This is a genomic window from Neptuniibacter sp. QD37_6, from assembly GCF_047778085.1.
Lineage (GTDB): Bacteria > Pseudomonadota > Gammaproteobacteria > Pseudomonadales > Balneatricaceae > Neptuniibacter.
In genome coordinates this window covers 2705095-2723766 of sequence record NZ_CP180550.1, presented here as the reverse complement: position 1 = coordinate 2723766, position 18672 = coordinate 2705095, and the positions used below count along the sequence as shown (strand labels likewise).

Below are 18672 nucleotides of genomic sequence, written 5' to 3'. Positions count from 1 at the left end.
CGATGACTACCCCTGCTTTCTCTGATCTGAATTTATGCCCTGAACTGCTGTCTGGCTTGGAAAAACTAGGGTATACCCAGCCAACTCCGATTCAAGCTAAAGCAATCCCTTTAGTGTTAAAAGGTGAAGATTTACTAGCTGAAGCGCAAACGGGTACAGGTAAAACTGCTAGCTTTGCTTTGCCCATCATTGAGAAGCTAAGTAAAACACCGCCGCAACAAAACTACCGTCAAGTTAGAGCGCTAGTTTTAGCGCCTACGCGTGAGCTGGCCATTCAAGTGGCAGATAATACATTGGAGTATGGTCGTGCTCTAGGTATGCGCGTGATGTCTATCTATGGCGGCGTGCGTTTGGATAACCAGATTCGTAAACTGAAACGCGGTGCAGATATCCTAGTAGCAACGCCGGGGCGTTTATTGGATCTATTACAGCAAACAGTGATTAACCTCGACCACCTAGAATTTTTAGTCTTGGATGAGGCTGATCGCATGCTTGATTTGGGCTTTATCGATCCCATTCAAAAAATTATGGATTATGCTGCAGAGCCTCGTCAGACACTTTTGTTTACCGCGACAGCAGATGAAAGCATCGAAGTATTAGCCGACTTTTACCTCAATAATCCACAGAAGATCAAAGTCTCTCCGCGTAACTCGACTGCAAAGCAGGTCAAACAGATCGCTTATGCCGTGGATAACAGCGATAAGTCCGAGATTCTGAGTTATCTGATCCAGGAAGAGAAGTGGGGCCAAACCCTTGTATTTGCTCGAACTAAAAAGCGCGTTGATGAACTTGTTCAGTATCTGAATAAAGAAGATATCTACGCAGCTGCAATTCATGGCGACAAAACTCAGCGTGAACGAGAGCGCATGTTTAAAGAATTTTTAAGTGGCGAATTACACGTTCTGGTTGCTACTGATGTTGCAGCGCGAGGTTTAGATATCGAGGCTCTACCTTACGTTGTGAATTACGACCTGCCGAATGTTCCAGAAGCTTATGTGCATCGTATCGGCCGAACAGGTCGAGCAGGGGAAAGTGGCGAAGCGATCTCTCTAGTTGCACCAGCAGAACGAGACTTTCTTAAGCGTATTGAGCAACTGATTAAACAGAAAATTCGATTAAGACCGGTTCCAAGAATCGAGAACGGTAAACGCATAGAGATTGAAGACTTTGCTGATCGGCCAATGAAGAAGCGCCCTGCTAAAAAGAATCGCTCGAAGCGTCCAATTCCGGAACGTTATCAACCGGATGATTCTAAAGCCGTTCTGCGCCCCGGCTTATTTAAAAAATAATATATTCTAAATTTTAGCTACTGATTTAAGCGCCAGTTCCTAAAGAGCCGGCCTAACGATAGTAGGGCGCCTTTAAGGATTAATATTGTTGACCCCCGCCTTCGTGGGTGCAACTTATAGTCTGAAGTGACGGTATTGGGTCTTAGTGGTTTTCGAAATCTGTTCTGAGCTTCCTTTGTTGAGCTTCTATAATTAGAGCATTATTAATTTTTGCTCTGACCCTTTTCATGGATCAAAGCAACCTCAAACTGCTGGTGGGCAGGGGGTTGTTATGTCTGATATTGCTTATGGCTTGATCAATTTAATCGGTAATACCCCGTTGATTCGTTTACAACAAGCTTCGGAGCAGACAGGGTGTGAAATATACGCAAAAGCTGAGTTTCTTAATCCGGGTGGTTCAGTTAAAGATCGCACGGCATGGGGCATCGTGCGTGAAGCTCTAAAGCAGGAATCATTGCGTCCGGGAGGGCGAATTGTAGAAGGCACGGCAGGAAATACTGGGATAGGTTTATGCTTGGTAGCCAATGCACTAGGGCTGAGTACTACCATTGTGATGCCTGATACACAAAGTCAGGAGAAAAAAGATTTATTGCGATTATTAGGGGCGGAGTTGCGTCTGGTCCCGGCTGTTCCTCTCAAAGATGACAATCATTACACCAAGGTTTCTGAGCGCCTGACAGAAGTGTATGCAGATAAAGATTCGAATGTTATTTGGGCCAATCAATTTAATAATCAAGCTAATAGGCAGATTCATTCTGAAACCACCGGCGAGGAAATTTGGCGACAGACTGAAGGCAAAGTGGATGCTTTTTGTTGTGCTGTAGGTACAGGGGGGACATTGGCGGGTGTAGCTCAAGCACTACGTCAGCATAAGCCGGAGGTGAAAATATTTCTTTCTGATCCTATGGGAGCATCACTTTATCACTATTATCTACATGGCCAGTTAGTCAGCGAAGGTAGTTCGGTGATGGAAGGTATTGGTCAAAGCCGTATTACAGGTAATTTAGAGGGGTTTTCGCCTGATGGTGCTTTTCAAATTCCTGATGAGGAAGCCTTAAACTGGGTCTTCTCTTTATTAAAGTATGAAGGACTAGCAGTGGGCGGTTCCAGTGGAATTAATGTTGCTGGAGCGGTCCGGGTTGCGAAGGAGTTGGGGGCAGGTCATACGATTGTTACCGTCTTATGTGATGTTGCAGGCCGTTATCAAAGTAAACTATTTAATCGTGAATTTCTCTCAGATAAAGGGTTGCCCTCACCAACTTGGTTATAGGCGGGCCTAGGTTTTTAGTTTGATCGGGGGATAGGTATAATAGCGCCAATTTTTAAGATAATGGGTAGTAGTGATGGCAACAAAACTTGAGTGGGACGAAGCAGCGAAGCAGCGTGTAGATGCTGCACCTTTCTTTGTGCGTAAGTTAATACGTCATAAGGTAGAGAAGGCTGCACGTCAGCAAGGCCTAGAGCGTATCACCGAAGAGTTGCTTGATAAGGTCAAGAAAAAGCAGATGGATAGCCAAAAGTAAGTAGCTAACTATCAATAAGAGCGGCTGATTATGCTATTGGTCAACCGCTTTTCTAAAACAGGTTATTCTGCCTGTGATCAAACTTTCTTCCTTCTATGTATTTTTATCGCCCTCGATAACCTCAGTCAGCGATAGCCCGTATCTCTGAAAAATATCAGTGCAGATTTCCGTTTGTAATTTACTCACAATGTCGTTTATCTGGTTGAATAATAGCTAAGAAAGTGATGTTGTTTGTAAAGTGTTTAGAAAATCAGCAGTTGCTTTGAGGCCAGATATATCAATGGCTATGGCGATCTAAACCAAAGATATCCACGGGTTGTAAATAGAGTTACCCCCAGAATTTGGGGGTAACTGGTTTGATCGTATTCCCTATAGAAAACTAAGGTTCTGCTTTTACTGGTGTTAGGTTTTGAGCTAACACCTCTTCGCCAAACCAACTCAAGTTTTCATGTAGTTCAACCACTTCACCCACGATGATCAGTGCAGGGGCTGGCAGTTTAGCTTCCTCTTGTAACTGAGGTAGCGTTTCCAAAGTACCAGTCAGTACTTTTTGATCTGCTGATGTCCCACGGGAGATGATCGCTGCAGGTGTAGATGCTGGTTTGCCATGTTCAATCATCTTAGCTGCGAGCTGTGGCAGGGTATGTAGACCCATGTAAAAGACAACCGTTTGGTTAGGGTGAACCAACTCGTTAAAGTTCAGATCTGTTGTGCGGTTTTTAAGCTGGCCGGTTACAAATTTAACCGATTGTGCATAGTTTCTGTGCGTCAGCGGAATGCCGGCAAAGGTTGAACAGGCGCTAGCAGCTGTGATGCCCGGCACTACTTGGAAAGGGATATTATGTTCTTTGAGGGTTTGAAGCTCTTCGCCACCGCGGCCAAAGATAAAGGGATCACCACCTTTTAAACGAACAACTCGTTGCCCGAGTTTTGCATGTTTCACTAGAAGCTCATTGATACCTTCTTGCGGAACTGCATGGTTATCACGCTTTTTGCCCACAAAAATAAGATCGGCATCGCGTCGGCAAAGATCTAAAACTTCTGGGGAAACAAGCGCATCGTAGAGGACGACATCGGCTTGTTGCATGAGACGTAATGCTTTGAATGTTAATAACTCAGGATCACCTGGACCGCCGCCGACAAGGTAAACTTCGCCTACCTGATGTTCTGGATCTTCGTTTGCGAGTTTATCAGCGATCATTTTCGCCGCTTCTTTGTCACGCCCAGCGAATACTTTTTCGGCGATTTGGCCCTGCAGCACGTTTTCCCAGAAAACACGTCGATGGTTAACCGTACTGAACGTCTCTTTCACCTGATCGCGGAAATGGTTCGCGATACTCGCAAGCTTACCGTAGGATTTTGGAATCCATGTTTCCAACCGAGCTCTAAGTAGACGGGCAAGTACCGGAGCACTACCGCCTGAAGATATACCTATCACAACAGGGGAGCGATCCACAATGGCTGGGAAGACAAAGGTGCAAAGTTTAGGACTATCGACGACATTCACCGGAATATTTTTTTCGATAGCGTCGAAGTGAACACGCTCGTTAAGGGGATTATCATCCGTTGCGGCGATGACTAATATTTTGTCATCTAGAAGGGCCGAGTGATACTCGCCGATAATCGCGGTTCCTTGGTTTTCATCTAAGAGATCTTGTAGATCGTCACTTACCTTATGGGAGATAACGGTGACATGAGCGCCAGCTCTGCACAGTAACTTAGCTTTACGTAAGGCTATGTTTCCTCCACCTACAAGCAAGACTTTCTGATTGGTCAGCTTAAAAAATAGCGGTAGGTAATCCACGAAATCTCTCCAGAAAATGACTCAGGTTTTATCTGCCTGAGAGGTCGGTTGTCGTTATTTATGAATAAGTTATGCAACCTATATGCCTAAGAATGATTGGTTTAACCAATATCTGGTAATAAGGTATGTACACACCTAAACAGTGCAGTAACCAACTGTAATTATATGTCTAAGTTTACCAGTAGATTTTAGTTTTGGGCGTATAGAAAGGGAGTTAATTCACCGAATTGGGGCGTGCTGATTTTCGGTGCTTAAAATTGGTGCATTGGAGATTTGTGATAATCCTGCACCAAACAGCTTTGCTGAAAGGTGCAGGGGATCTCCTGTACGAGAAAGCTTCCTGCTATCTCTGAAATATTACTTTTTAAAGTTTAGCGGCGTTGCAGGGTGTAAACCGCATTCACGGTTTTCTGGGTTTTCCCACCACCAACGACCAGAACGTACATCTTCACCCATAGAGATTGCACGTGTGCATGGTGCACAGCCGATGCTTGGGTAGTGTTTGTCATGTAGTTCGTTGTAAGGAACGTCGTTTGCTTTGATGTATGCCCAAACCTCTTTCTCTGACCAATCTGCCAGAGGGTTTAGTTTGTGCATATTATTGCCTTCATCCCACTCTTCGAACTGGATCTCATCACGTGTGACAGACTGTTCGCGGCGAAGGCCTGTAATCCAAGCTTTTTTACCAGAAAGGGCGCGTTTTAGTGGCTTAATCTTACGAACAAAGCAACAACCTTTACGTAGCTCTTGTGATTCGTAAAACGCATTAACACCGTTCTCTGCAACATAAGCTTCAACGTCTGCACCCTCAGGGTAGTAAACGTCAAACGTTACATTAGCGTATTGCTTTTGCACGTCCGCAAGAAGCTTAAGTGTTTCTTCTGGCAGACGACCTGTGTCCAATACAAAGTTGCTGATCTCAGGGCAGAATTTGCTGATCAGATCGGCAATAACTACGTCCTCAGCACCTAGGCTGTTTGCGAAGACTAGGGATCCATCGTGATCCTGATAGCCTTTTTTTAGTAGAGCTGCAACGGCTTCTACCTTTGCTTGTAGCTCTGCAGTAATTTGCTCACTCATAAATAGGACCTCACCGTCACTATTAATTACTGGTGATAAACTGCGCGTACTTTATCGGCAGCGCTTTGGTAATAGTTGCTCATCTCATCAAAGGATTTAAGCATTTCTGGCTTAAATACATCGTCAGCAATTTCGATTGCTGTGAAACCACAGCGCTCTAGATAAGCGAAACGATCTTGGCCAATATCACCAGTTGCACGTATTTCGCCTTTGTACTCAGCGCGAACAAGGAGGCGAGCAATACTAAAACCACGACCGTCACGGAAAGCAGGGAAGTCGATCGCCACTAGTGGGAACTTATCTAAGTTCTCAACTAGGAAGTCGATATCGTCGTCACCATTCACTTTTACGGCTACTAGGCCTTTATGGCTAGTCAGTGCGTCTTGGTTTTCCAAGTACAACGCCAGCGGTACGATAATGTCACCCGTTTGATCAAGTGATTCTTCGTTGATCAGAGTCCAGTTGTCTGCGACAACCTCATGATTAATTAGCAGGGGCATATACGTACTCCTTAAATGGTGCAATACCGATACGACGAAATGTATCAATGAAACGTTCGTTCTCAAAGCGCTGTTGAACGTATAATTCCAGCACTTTTTCTAGGGTGTTAGCTACTTGGTCAGCAGGAACTGATTTTCCAATAACTTTACCTAAAGCGGCTTCAGAACCATCATCACCACCAAGAGTGATTTGGTACCAGTCTTCGCCTTTTTTATCTACGCCTAAAATACCGATATGGCCAACATGGTGATGTGAACAAGCGTTGATGCAGCCTGACATATTTAGTTTCAGATCGCCTAAGTCATGGACAAAGTCCATATTTTCAAACTTTTCATTAATCTGATCAGCTACGCCTAGGGTTTTTGCGTTTGCTAAAGCACAGAAGTCACCACCAGGGCAAACAGTCATATCTGTTAGTGTGCCGATGTTTGGACGCGCTAGGTCTGCATTTGCGAGTATTTCCCAAACTGCATATAGGTCAGCTTTCTTAACATCTGCCAAAACTAAGTTTTGGTTATGAGTAGCTCGAATTTCGCCAAAGCTGTACTTATCAGCAAGGTCTGCAACTAGATCTAGTTGATCAGCAGTGATATCGCCAGCAGGTTTTAGGTATGGCTTTAGCGATACATAAGCGATGCGGTAACCATCTACTTTATGCTCTACAGTGTTACGCTCATACCAAGTGTTGAAATCTTCATTTTCTGCAAGTTTAGCTTCAAGTGAAGTATCTGCAGCTGCAGAAGCATCGTAATCAAATGGTTTGAAGAATGCTTTAACGCGCTCGATCTCTTCCATTGGTAGTTTAAGATCAGAGTCACGAATGTGCGCCCACTCTTCTTCAACTTGCTCGCGGAACTTATCTATACCCACAGCTTGTACCAAAATTTTGATACGTGCTTTGTATTTGTTGTCGCGGCGACCATTCATGTTGTATACACGGATGATAGCTTCTAGGTAAGAAAGTAGATCTTCCTTCGCTAGGAATGGATTGATCTGCTTAGCGATCATAGGAGTACGACCAAGGCCGCCGCCTACAAGTACTTCAAAACCAACTTCGCCAGCGTCATTTTTAACGATGTGAAGACCGATATCATGTACTTGAGTTGCTGCACGGTCATTTGCGCAAGAAGAGATCGCAATCTTGAACTTACGAGGTAGATACGCAAATTCAGGGTGAAGTGATGACCACTGACGAATGATTTCACAGTAAGGACGAGAATCTTCGATTTCATTCGGGATTACACCGGCGAACTGATCCGTTGTTGTGTTACGGATACAGTTACCAGACGTTTGAATCGAGTGCATCTGAACTTCAGCAAGCTCCGCAAGGATATCAGGCACTTCTTCAAGTTTCGGCCAGTTAAACTGTAGGTTAGTACGCGTAGTAAAGTGCGCATAGCCTTTGTCATAAGTACGAGCGATATGAGCCAGTTTACGGAATTGAGTTGAGTTATACATGTTGTATGGACCCGCTACACGCAACATTGGTGCATGGCGTTGTACATACAGACCATTCATCAGACGTAGTGCTAGAAAGTCATCTTCCGGCAGTTCGCCAGCTAAGAAGCGACGAGTCTGATCTCTAAATTGCTCAACACGTTCGTCAACCAGTTTCTGGTCGACAGAGTTATACTGATACATAACTTTTCCCTTGTTGGACCCTTAATCGGGTACAACACCTCACTTTTCGGGTTTTAACCTGCGATTACGAAGCGCAGACCGATGGCTAATAATATTGAGCCCATAATAGGCTGCATAATTTTTGGTGATAATCGTGTGCCCAGATGGCTTCCGACAAATACACCCGGCAAAGAGCCGATTAATAGGTATAGAAGCAGGCTAAGATCAACATTGCCCATTCCATAATGACCTGCGCCTGCAACTGATGTAAGCACAACAGCATGAACTAGGTCGGAACCCACGATGGTTGGCATACTCATACGTGGATATAATAAAATTAAAATAGCTGTACCAAGGGCCCCTGCGCCAACTGACGACAATGTTACCAGACCTCCTAGTAGAATACCCATTAGTACCGTAATAGCTGGGCGCCATTTTTTAGCATGGCTTGCTGCTGATGTGTGCTGCCATTTCATGGCTTGATTGCGAATTTTATTACGCAAGAACACAGCGATGGACGTTAACACTAATGATACGCCTAGGGTCATGTTCATTATGTGTTCTATTTGTTCTAGTCCATCCAGACCTTTTAGGTAGCTAAGGGTTAGTAAACTTCCAGGGATGCTGCCCAGCAATAAAAGAAGAACTACTTTCCATTCGATAAGTTTCTTCCTTGCATAAGAGAAAGTACCGCCAAATTTTGTAACCGCTGCATATAGTAAATCGGTGCTTACAGCTGTAACGGGCGGAATACCAAATACAACAATCAGGATAGGCGTCATCAAAGCACCACCACCTATACCAGTGAGGCCAACAATAAAGCCAACAACTAATCCTGCAAAACTGTACGCAAGTTCCATAGATAGACCTGTCCAAGAATAAACTGGCGGAATAATAAAGGAGGTTTGTTATAACTCAAAATAATAATTGGGAATCTTGTTATTTCTTTTGGTGATAACGGAAGGTAATAATTTAAAAAGTAATAAATAGGTTATTGCATATAGCTAAATGCTATAAAAAAGTAATTATATATTCTTTTGCGTTTTATTGAGAGGGCTGCGATAATGCGCCGCATTATAGGATAGCCAGGTATATTAATTCGACCTTTTATGTGGGTTTCTACGGGAGGTGGTCATACTTACTATCCAAACTGTTTACATAAAGAGAGTATTTTCTAATGAGTGCTTTGCCTGAACACCGTTTAACGCACCTTAAGCAGCTTGAAGCTGAAAGTATCCATATCATCCGTGAAGTGGCAGCTGAGTTTGATAACCCGGTTATGCTTTACTCTGTAGGTAAAGATTCTGCGGTAATGCTTCATCTTGCACGTAAAGCGTTTGCGCCAGGTAAACCTCCGTTCCCACTTTTGCATGTTGATACTACATGGAAATTCAGAGAGATGATTGAATTCCGTGACAAGATGGCGAAAGAAGCGGGTATGGAGCTTCTAGTTCATATCAACCAAGAAGGTGTTGATATGGGTGTAGGTCCGTTCACTCACGGTTCTTCAAAGCATACAGATATCATGAAGACTCAAGCGCTGAAGCAGGCACTGGATAAGTACCAGTTTGATGCTGCATTTGGTGGTGCTCGTCGTGACGAAGAAAAATCTCGTGCGAAAGAGCGTGTATTCTCATTCCGTGACCAGAATCACCGTTGGGATCCAAAGAGTCAGCGCCCTGAGCTATGGAACGTGTTCAACACACGTGTAGATAAAGGTGAAAGTATCCGTGTATTCCCTCTATCTAACTGGACTGAACTGGATATCTGGCAGTACATCTACCTAGAAAATATCTCTATCGTTCCTCTTTACTACTCTGCTAAGCGCCCAGTTGTTGAGCGCGATGGTATGTTGATCATGGTTGATGATGAGCGTATGCCATTAGAAGAGGGCGAAGTGCCAGAAATGAAGAGCGTACGTTTCCGTACTCTTGGCTGCTACCCGCTGACGGGTGCAGTGGAATCTGACGCGGCAACTTTGCCGGACATTATCCAGGAGATGTTGCTGACAACGACTTCTGAACGTCAGGGCCGTGCGATCGACCACGATAGTTCTGGTTCGATGGAGAAGAAAAAGATGGAAGGTTATTTCTAGAACTCTACATAGAAATATGTGGCGGTATGAGTTGATAGGCCACACCTTACATCCATATTGAAAAGAATATTCAGCGACAAGCTAACTTAATGACCAGCTTGCCGCTTTCCTAAGGGGAAAAAAATGAGTCACCAAAGCGAACTGATTGAATCTGATATCCAAGCATATCTGCACCAGCACGAAAACAAAGAGCTATTACGCTTTTTGACTTGTGGTAGTGTGGATGACGGTAAATCTACATTGATTGGCCGTCTACTACATGACTCTAAAATGATTTATGAAGATCAGCTTGCTGCTATCCAGAAGGATAACGAGCGTGTTGGTAATGCTGGTGAAGAACTTGACCTAGCACTTCTAGTTGATGGTCTTGCAGCAGAGCGTGAGCAAGGTATCACTATCGACGTTGCTTACCGTTACTTCTCTACATCTAAGCGTAAGTTTATCATCGCGGATACTCCGGGCCATGAGCAGTACACACGTAATATGGCAACAGGTGCATCTACTTGTGATCTAGCTATCATCCTTATCGATGCGCGTCACGGTGTACAGGTTCAGACTAAGCGTCACAGCTTTATCGTTTCTCTTCTAGGTATTAAACACACTATTGTTGCTATCAACAAAATGGACCTAGTTGATTTCAGTGAAGAACGTTTCGAAGAGATCAAAGCTGATTACCTTGAGTTTTCTAAGCAACTCGATCTACCTGATATTCAGTTTGTACCGATCTCTGCATTGAAGGGCGATAACGTTGTTACACCTTCTGAGCCAATGAGCTGGTTTAAAGGCGAGCCATTGATGGAAACACTGGAAACAGTTGAGCTGGCTAACGACCAAAACTTCGATAGCTTACGTTTCCCTGTTCAGTACGTTAACCGTCCTAACCTAGACTTCCGTGGTTACTGCGGTACTTTGACTTCCGGCATCGTTCGCCCAGGCGACGAAGTAACTGTGCTTCCTTCTGGTAAGTCCAGCAAGGTTAAGTCGATTGTTACTTACGAAGGCGAGATTCAAGAAGCATTTCCGCCAATGGCAGTAACGCTAACTTTGGAAGATGAGATTGATATCTCTCGTGGCGATATTCTTGTTCACAGCAACGATGTTCCAGAAACAACAAACCGTTTTGACTCCATGGTCGTATGGATGTCTGAGGAACCTTTGCAGAAAGGTCGTCAATACGAAGTTAAATTGAACACTACGCGTATTGCTGGTGGTATCAGTAACGTTCGTCATCGTGTAGACGTTAACACACTAGAGCAAACAGCTGCTGATTCCCTAGAGCTAAACGAAATCGCACGTTGTGAGATTACGCTAGAGCGTCCAGTTGTTGCTGATGACTATCGTGCTCACCACGGTACAGGTTCTTTCATCATTGTTGATCGTCTAACCAATGCGACTGTTGCTGCGGGTATGATCATCGAAGGTGGTGATGAGCAGACTGATCTTGAATCGAAGCTGGTTAATGCTTCTGCGGTAACAGCATCTGATCGTACAATTCGTTTCGGTCAGCAGGCTGCGACAGCGACTATCTCTGGTGGCAGTGTTGAACAGCGTCAAACACTATTGTTTAGCCTAGAATCAGTATTGTTCGAACAAGGTCGTGCAGTTGTAGCGTTTAACGCTGACCAGCTTCAGGGCGGAGCTCAGAATGCGTCTGCTGTTCTAAATCAAGCAGGTCTGATTTCTCTGCTTGAAACTGAAGAGGCAGTAGAAGGTGCAGTTGTATTGAACGTTGATCAACTTCAGGGATCTACTGACGTTGAGAAACTAGCAAACGCACTAGAACTATTGAAATAACAGACCATTCTCGAATGGAAAAACCGGGAGCTTGATCTCCCGGTTTATTGTTTTAAATCAGAATATCGCTATACCGAAATCTTATAAGAGATAGTAAGATTAGATCTTGCTAATTTTCTTTTGGGGTAGGTTTCGATAGCTATACGGATCTTATGACAGAATATCTTCTGATTGTTATCAGCACTGTGCTGGTAAACAACTTTGTACTGGTTCAATTCCTTGGATTGTGTCCATTTATGGGGGTTTCCAATAAGCTGGAAACCGCGATGGGTATGTCCTTGGCGACCACGTTTGTACTGACTCTGTCGTCCGTATGTAGTTATCTTGCGTACACATATCTCCTGCAGCCTCTCGCGTTAGAGTATCTGCAAACGATTACGTTTATCTTAGTGATAGCGGTTGTTGTGCAGTTCACTGAGATGGTAGTTCGTAAAACTAGCCCTCTATTGTACAAAGTATTAGGTATCTTCTTGCCGTTGATTACCACTAACTGTGCAGTACTCGGGGTTGCGCTGCTTAATATCAAAAAGCTCAATGGCTTTATTGATTCTATTGTTTACGGTTTTGGTGCTGCAATCGGCTTCTCTCTTGCTTTGATTCTTTTCTCAGCGATGCGTGAACGTATTGCGGTGGCAGATGTCCCTATGCCATTTCAAGGGGCAGCGATCGGCATGGTGACTGCTGGCTTAATGTCCTTGGCATTTATGGGCTTCACCGGTCTGGTACAAATTTAGGAGCCGACCGTGGATATCATAATCATCGCCGTATTAGCTCTCTTGGGCTTAGCTTTAGCTTTTGGTTTGCTATTGGGCTTTGCCTCAGTACGCTTCAAAGTTGAAGGCAATCCATTAGTTGATCAAATCGATAGTATTTTGCCGCAGACCCAATGTGGTCAGTGTGGTTACCCAGGCTGCCGCCCATATGCTGAGGCGATTGCAGAAGGTGATGCAATCAATAAATGCCCTCCTGGTGGTCAAAGTACAGTCGAAACTTTAGCCGACCTTCTGGATGTTGAAGCGATTCCTCTTGAAGGTGGCGCAGAAGAAGAACCAGTAAAAGCGGTAGCTTATATCCGCGAAGATGAATGCATCGGTTGTACTAAATGTATTCAGGCGTGCCCAGTTGATGCAATTTTAGGTGCTGCTAAGCAGATGCACACGGTGATCACATCTGAATGTACCGGTTGCGACCTTTGTGTTGAGCCTTGCCCAGTAGATTGTATTGATATGTTACCAATTGAAACCACGCTACAAACGTGGAAGTGGGATATGCCTAAGCCGGGTGTTCAACTTATTGCAACGGATCAACGTGGTGAAGTTGTGGAGGGAGGTGCAGCGTGAGTACTAAGCATTCTTTCCACGGTGGTGTGCACCCACCTGAAAATAAGCATCAGTCTACTGGCGGTCAGATTCAAATTGCGCCAATTCCAGAACAATTGGTAGTACCTTTATCACAGCATATTGGTGCGCCTTCAGAGCTTGTTGTATCTGTTGGCGACCGAGTGCTTAAGGGCCAGGTTATTGCTGAGGCAGCAGGCCGCATTAGTGTTAGCGTTCATGCGCCAAGCTCAGGTGTAGTTGAGGCGATTGAATCTCGCCCTGTACCGCACATGTCCGGTATGTCAGCTCCTTGTGTGGTGATTAAAACTGATGGTTTAGATGAGTGGTGCGATCATAAAGGTCTAGAAGACTACACGTCGATAAATAAACAAGAGTTGATCGATTTTATCCGCTACCACGGTATCAGTGGTATGGGTGGCGCGGGCTTCCCAACCGATGTAAAACTGCATCTAGGTGATGATCACATTGTTAATACGCTGATCATCAATGCGATGGAGTGTGAGCCTTATATTACTGCTGACGATATGCTGATGCGTGAACGGGCAGAAGACATCGTCAAAGGTATTGAGGTTATCGCGCATCTGTTAAAACCGCATCACATTATGATTGGTACAGAGGACAATAAGCCTCAGGCCATCCGTGCGCTCGAACTTGCTGTTGCAGAATCCAAGCAAGATATCGATATTGTTGTTGTTCCAACCGTCTATCCATCGGGCGGTGAGAAACAGCTGATAAAACTACTAACAGGTGTCGAAGTACCAAGCGGAAAGATCCCGGCCGATGTCGGTATCGTATGTCAAAACATCGGTACCGCTTCTGCTATCTATGATGCTGTATATAACGGCGTACCTCTGATCTCCCGCGTTGTAACGGTTACGGGCGATGCCTTAGGTCATCCGCATAATATGCGCGCGTTGATTGGCACTCCACTAGAGACGTTGCTAGAAGCTGCTGAGATTCGTCAGCCTGATCTTTATCGTTTAGTTATTGGCGGTCCAATGATGGGCTATACCGTGGATAGTCAATCTATCCCGATGATCAAAACCACCAACTGCGTTATTGCGGCAACTTACGATGAGATGCCTCCGGCACCTGCAGCGAACCCTTGTATCCGTTGTGGTATGTGCGAGCAGGTATGTCCTGCTGAGCTCCTACCACAGCAATTGCATTGGTTTGCAAAAGGTAAAGAGTTTGAAAAGGCTAAGCATCACAATTTGTTTGATTGTATCGAGTGTGGCGCTTGCTCTTATGTTTGCCCAAGTAATATTCCTTTGGTGCAGTACTACCGTTTTGCTAAGTCTGAGATCCGTGCCGAAGAAGCGGAACAACGTAAAGCAGATCATGCACGCCAGCGCTTCGAAGCTCGCCAAGCGCGTTTGGAGCAAGAGAAAGTAGAGAAAGAACTGCGTCGCAAACAACGTGCAGAAGAAGCAGCGAAGGCGCAAGCAGTTAAGAAAGACAAACTAGCGTCAGGTAAAACTACTGAAGCCGCTAAACCATCGGGTGAGCCAGATATTAAAGTGCTTAAAACAGCTGCTGCAGTCTCGCGTACCAAACTGAAGAAAGCACAGAAAGCACTAGAAAATGCTGAGTCTAAAGGGGTAGATGGTATTGAGCAGTTACGTCAAACCGTGACTGAGCTAGAAGCGAAAGCTAAGGCTGCGCAAGAGGCCTACGATCAGGCACAAAATCCAGCTAGCGCCCCTGCGCCAGTTGTAAGTGTTAAACAGCTTAAAACCAATGCAGCCGTTGCTCGAACCAAGTTGAAGCAAGCTGAAAAAGCGCTAGCCAAAGCCGAAGAATCTGGTGAAGGTGATCTTGAAGCGCTTAAAGCGAAAGTTGCAGAACAGAAAGTTAAAACTGAAGCGGCTCAAGCTGTGTATGACCAAGCTGAATCCGGCGGCGCGCCAGAGCCTGTACAACCAGGGGTTAATTTAGCTGAGCTAAAAGAGACGATGGATGCAGCACAGGGCAAAGTAGATAAAGCACAAAAAGCCTTGGATGCAGCTATTGCTTCAGGCAGCCCAGCTGTGGAAAAAATGAAAGCTGGTGTAGAAAAGCTTCAAGGCAAATACGAAGAAGCTAAAGCGGAATATGATAAAGCTGCTCAAGCACCAGCATCCGCACCTTTAGCCCCGGTTGCTAATCTTGATGAGCTTAAGGCTGATATGGATGCTATGCAGGCTAAGGTGGAAAAAGCGCAAAAAGCCTTAGATGCAGCCATTGCTTCAGGTAGTCCAGCTGTTGAGAAGATGAAAGCCGGTGTAGAGAAGCTTCAGGGTAAATACGAAGAAGCTAAGGCTGAATATGATAAGGCGGCTCAAGCGCCAACCTCTGCACCCTTAGCCCCTGCAGTCAATCTAGATGAGCTTAAAGAAGATATGGAGGCTATCAAAGCCAAAGTTGAGAAAGCTCAAATTGCCTTAGATAAAGCGATTGAATCTGGCAGCCCAGCGGCTGAAAAAATGAAAGCCGGTGTGGAAAAGCTGCAAGGTAAATACGAAGAAGCCAAAGCTGAATATGATCAAGCGGTTCAAGCTTCTGCGGCTGCTCCTGTCGCTCCAGCAGTCAATCTAGATGAGCTTAAAGCTGATATGGATGCAATGCAGGCCAAAGTAGACAAAGCTCAAGTTGCATTAGACAAAGCGATTCAATCTGGTAGCCCAGCGGCTGAGAAGATGAAAGCCGGTGTGGAAAAGCTTCGTGGTAAGCATGACGAACTTAAGCAAGAGTATCTGCAAGCGGGTGGGCAGTTAGAAGAGCCTGCAAAACCAGAGCCTGTTGAGCCTAAAGCTTTGAAGCAGAATGTTTCCATTATGCGTACCAAGCTGAAGAAGGCGCAGAATGCTTTAGATGATGCGGAAGAATCTGATAAAGCTGAGTTGGAAGCAGAAGTGCATCGATTAACTAAGTTGCATGATGAAGCAAAAGAAGCCTTTGATGCTTATGAAATTCAGTTGATTGAAAAAGCTGCTAATGAAGGCATCGATCTTAAACAGCTAAAGATTGATGCTGCGATGGCCCGCGCGGCCGTTACCAAAGCGGAAAGAGCCTTATCTAAAGCTCGAGAAGCAAATGTTGATGATCTACCAACGATGGAAGAGCAGTTAGTAACCGCTCAACAAGAAGCAGAGAAATTAAACCAGACGTTAAGTCGTTTTAGCGATTAAGGATTTTTTAGCAGATGGCGTTAATACGCACTAGCTCCCCTCATCTTCATAAAGCCAGCAGTACGGCTGATGTGATGCGTTTATTGATACTCGCAACCTTACCTGGTTTGGCGGCGATGACGTTCTTTTTTGGTTGGGGCACTTTAATCAATGTTATCTGGGCATGTTTGCTAGCGGTAGGTTTTGAAGCAGCTATTGTTAAACTACGTAAGCGGCCATTAGGTTTTTATCTAAAAGACTACAGTGCAATTGTTACCGCGTTGCTGTTAGGTCTCGCGTTACCTCCATTTGCGCCTTGGTGGGTGACAATGGTCGGTGTATTCGTCGCTATTGTTATCGCTAAGCACCTCTATGGTGGTCTTGGCCAAAATCCTTTCAACCCAGCAATGGTTGCTTATGCGTTGCTGTTGGTTTCATTCCCTGTGCAGATGACAAGTTGGACAGAGCCTTTCGTGCTTAATGGCTCTGAAGGAAGCTGGAATGTCCTAAGTTTTGGGCAAACACTGGGTTTGATATTTGGCTCTATTGATCCAGCGCTAATGGATGCTTATACCGGCGCGACACCGCTTGATGCCATGCGTCATCGTAGTGGATTAACAACAGAAGAAGTATGGCGCTCGGTTCCTGTTTTATCAGAAGGTATTGGTGCTTGGCAGGCGGTGAGTGCTGCTTATCTGATGGGCGGTGTTTTTTTAATCTACCGTAAAGTGTTCACCATCCACACGCCTGTGGCTGTGCTAGGTTCGCTAGCGGTTATATCAACTCTATTTCATATTATTGATCCATCTTCTTTTGCGGGCCCGTTTTTCCACCTAACGACGGGTGCAACAATGCTAGGTGCGTTCTTTATTGCAACGGACCCCGTGACATCAGCAACCAGTAATCGAGGCAAAATCTATTTTGGTATCGGTATTGGTGTTTTGGTTTATGTTATACGTGGTTGGGGTGGCTACCCTGATGCGATTGCATTTGCCGTATTGTTGATGAATTTGTCAGCGCCGTTTATTGATCAATATACCCAGCCTCGAACTTATGGTCACGCTAAAGCTAAGCGTGGCATGAAGGGGGGCTCATAATGCAGTTATTTAGTGCGATTAAATCGAGTACTGTTTCGATAAGTTTATTTGCTGTGGTTTGTGCTGCGGTGATTGCAATCACTCAAGTCTCTACTCAAGACGCGATTGCTAATAACGAACGTGAATTTAAAGCAAAGGCTTTATATGAGATTGTTCCTCGCAACACGATCGACAATCAGTTGCTGCAGGATACGTTTGAACTTCAGGTAGCTGAGTTGGGTCATAAAGCGCCGGTAACGGCTTATCGAGCGCGTAAAGAAGGCTTAGTTAAAGCAGTGATCCTGCCGGTTGTTGCACCAGATGGTTACAGTGGCAATATCAGTTTTATTGTTGGTATTAATGCCGATAGTACTGTTGCTGGCGTACGTGTCTTAGTTCATAAAGAAACGCCAGGCTTAGGGGATAAAGTAGAAACGAAAAAGTCTGATTGGATTTACAGTTTCAACGGGCGTGCTAAAGCAACAGAAAATAACGGTGTCTGGGCGGTTAAAAAAGATGGTGGCCAGTTTGACCAATTTACCGGTGCCACGATTACGCCACGCGCGATCGTAAACGCGGTAGGTAGAGCACTAGATTACTTTGAAGCCAACCGAATTGCTTTGCTAGAAGTTAAGCCTGAACAGCAAGATAACAATCAGGAGGTATCCAACTAATGGCTGCTGATTATAAAAAAATCTCCATGGACGGCTTGTGGGGAAATAACCCTGCGTTAGTTCAATTACTTGGGCTATGTCCATTGCTAGCAGTAACAGGTACTGTGGTTAATGCTATCGGTTTGGGTATTGCTAGTATTCTGGTATTGCTAGGTTCTAACCTCACGGTGTCTGCGTTCCGTAAGTTTGTACCTGATTCTGTTCGTCTGCCGATCTTTGTAATGATCATTGCCTCATTTGTTACAGCAATTGAGCTGTTAATGAAGGCATTCACTTACGAACTTTACTTAATACTAGGTATCTTTATCCCATTGATTGTGACTAACTGTGCCATTATGGGGCGTGCCGATGCTTTTGCATGTAAGAACCCTGTTAAAGAGTCTTTGTTAGATGGCTTGATGATGGGGCTTGGCTTCACCGCCGTATTGGTGATCTTAGGTGCGATGCGTGAATTACTAGGTTTAGGTACGCTATTTGGCGATATGCACCTTCTATTTGGCCCTATGGCAGCGGATTGGAAAATCACGGTAGTTGATGACTATACTGGCTTCTTATTTGCCGTTTTACCTCCAGGTGCCTTTGTTGGTATGGGCTTATTAATCGCGCTTAAAAACATCATTGATGCTCGTGCAAAAGAGCGCTTGGCACAACAGACACCAGATGAAGGTGCTAAGCCAGAGCGTGTTCGGATTACAGGTTAAAACCAAAGAACATCTAATCTTATTTC

Annotated in this window: 16 protein-coding genes; 11 read left to right on the top strand and 5 right to left on the bottom strand. The window is 44.9% G+C overall.

The annotated features are described in order from the left end of the window. Positions 1-2: 2 nt before the first annotated feature. From ACMXYO_RS13000 to ACMXYO_RS12990, 3 genes are all read left to right on the top strand, one after another. The gene (locus ACMXYO_RS13000) at positions 3-1289 is read left to right on the top strand and encodes a DEAD/DEAH box helicase (protein WP_415885525.1); all 1287 of its coding nucleotides are present in this window, start codon (positions 3-5) and stop codon (positions 1287-1289) included. A gap of 271 nt (positions 1290-1560) precedes the next feature. Next, positions 1561-2559 (top strand): cysteine synthase A, encoded by a 999-nt coding sequence (locus tag ACMXYO_RS12995; protein WP_415885524.1) that lies wholly within the window; start codon positions 1561-1563, stop codon positions 2557-2559. Positions 2560-2632: 73 nt separating this feature from the next. Further along, positions 2633-2812 carry a PCP reductase family protein gene (locus ACMXYO_RS12990; RefSeq protein WP_415885523.1) on the top strand — a complete coding sequence of 60 codons (180 nt, stop codon included), beginning with the start codon at positions 2633-2635 and terminating at the stop codon, positions 2810-2812. Positions 2813-3191: 379 nt separating this feature from the next. Here the strand turns inward: ACMXYO_RS12990 and cysG are convergent, their stop codons facing one another. From cysG to ACMXYO_RS12965, 5 genes are all read right to left on the bottom strand, one after another. Then, positions 3192-4616, bottom strand: a complete 1425-nt coding sequence (gene cysG, locus ACMXYO_RS12985; protein ID WP_415885522.1) for a siroheme synthase CysG — start codon at positions 4614-4616, stop codon at positions 3192-3194. 357 nt (positions 4617-4973) lie between these two features. Further along, the gene (locus tag ACMXYO_RS12980) at positions 4974-5696 is read right to left on the bottom strand and encodes a phosphoadenylyl-sulfate reductase (RefSeq protein WP_415885521.1); all 723 of its coding nucleotides are present in this window, start codon (positions 5694-5696) and stop codon (positions 4974-4976) included. Between the two features lie 26 nt (positions 5697-5722). Further along, positions 5723-6196 (bottom strand): DUF934 domain-containing protein, encoded by a 474-nt coding sequence (locus ACMXYO_RS12975; RefSeq protein WP_415885520.1) that lies wholly within the window; start codon positions 6194-6196, stop codon positions 5723-5725. Beyond that, positions 6180-7838, bottom strand: a complete 1659-nt coding sequence (locus tag ACMXYO_RS12970) for a nitrite/sulfite reductase (RefSeq protein WP_415885519.1) — start codon at positions 7836-7838, stop codon at positions 6180-6182. The genes ACMXYO_RS12975 and ACMXYO_RS12970 overlap by 17 nt, the downstream gene beginning before the upstream one ends. Before the next feature lie 53 nt (positions 7839-7891). Beyond that, positions 7892-8677, bottom strand: a complete 786-nt coding sequence (locus tag ACMXYO_RS12965; protein ID WP_415885518.1) for a sulfite exporter TauE/SafE family protein — start codon at positions 8675-8677, stop codon at positions 7892-7894. Between the two features lie 317 nt (positions 8678-8994). Here ACMXYO_RS12965 and cysD point away from each other — a divergent pair, with 317 nt between their 5' ends. The 8 genes from cysD to ACMXYO_RS12925 all read left to right on the top strand — a co-directional run bounded on the left by cysD (position 8995) and on the right by ACMXYO_RS12925 (position 18646). Then, positions 8995-9912 carry a sulfate adenylyltransferase subunit CysD gene (gene cysD, locus ACMXYO_RS12960; protein ID WP_415885517.1) on the top strand — a complete coding sequence of 306 codons (918 nt, stop codon included), beginning with the start codon at positions 8995-8997 and terminating at the stop codon, positions 9910-9912. 123 nt (positions 9913-10035) lie between these two features. After that, a complete protein-coding gene (gene cysN / locus ACMXYO_RS12955; RefSeq protein ID WP_415885516.1) occupies positions 10036-11706 on the top strand; it encodes a sulfate adenylyltransferase subunit CysN in 1671 nt (556 codons plus the stop codon). 152 nt (positions 11707-11858) lie between these two features. Then, positions 11859-12440, top strand: a complete 582-nt coding sequence (gene rsxA, locus ACMXYO_RS12950; protein ID WP_415882090.1) for an electron transport complex subunit RsxA — start codon at positions 11859-11861, stop codon at positions 12438-12440. A gap of 9 nt (positions 12441-12449) precedes the next feature. After that, complete coding sequence (rsxB, locus tag ACMXYO_RS12945; protein ID WP_415885515.1) at positions 12450-13046, top strand: electron transport complex subunit RsxB; 597 nt, start codon at positions 12450-12452, stop codon at positions 13044-13046. Continuing rightward, complete coding sequence (gene rsxC / locus ACMXYO_RS12940) at positions 13043-16216, top strand: electron transport complex subunit RsxC (RefSeq protein WP_415885514.1); 3174 nt, start codon at positions 13043-13045, stop codon at positions 16214-16216. The genes rsxB and rsxC overlap by 4 nt, the downstream gene beginning before the upstream one ends. 14 nt (positions 16217-16230) lie before the next feature. Then, complete coding sequence (gene rsxD, locus ACMXYO_RS12935; protein WP_415885513.1) at positions 16231-17292, top strand: electron transport complex subunit RsxD; 1062 nt, start codon at positions 16231-16233, stop codon at positions 17290-17292. Next, the gene (gene rsxG / locus ACMXYO_RS12930) at positions 17292-17945 is read left to right on the top strand and encodes an electron transport complex subunit RsxG (RefSeq protein WP_415885512.1); all 654 of its coding nucleotides are present in this window, start codon (positions 17292-17294) and stop codon (positions 17943-17945) included. The genes rsxD and rsxG overlap by 1 nt, the downstream gene beginning before the upstream one ends. Continuing rightward, positions 17945-18646 (top strand): electron transport complex subunit E, encoded by a 702-nt coding sequence (locus ACMXYO_RS12925; protein WP_415885511.1) that lies wholly within the window; start codon positions 17945-17947, stop codon positions 18644-18646. Before rsxG ends, ACMXYO_RS12925 begins: the two co-directional genes overlap by 1 nt. Positions 18647-18672 lie beyond the last annotated feature (26 nt).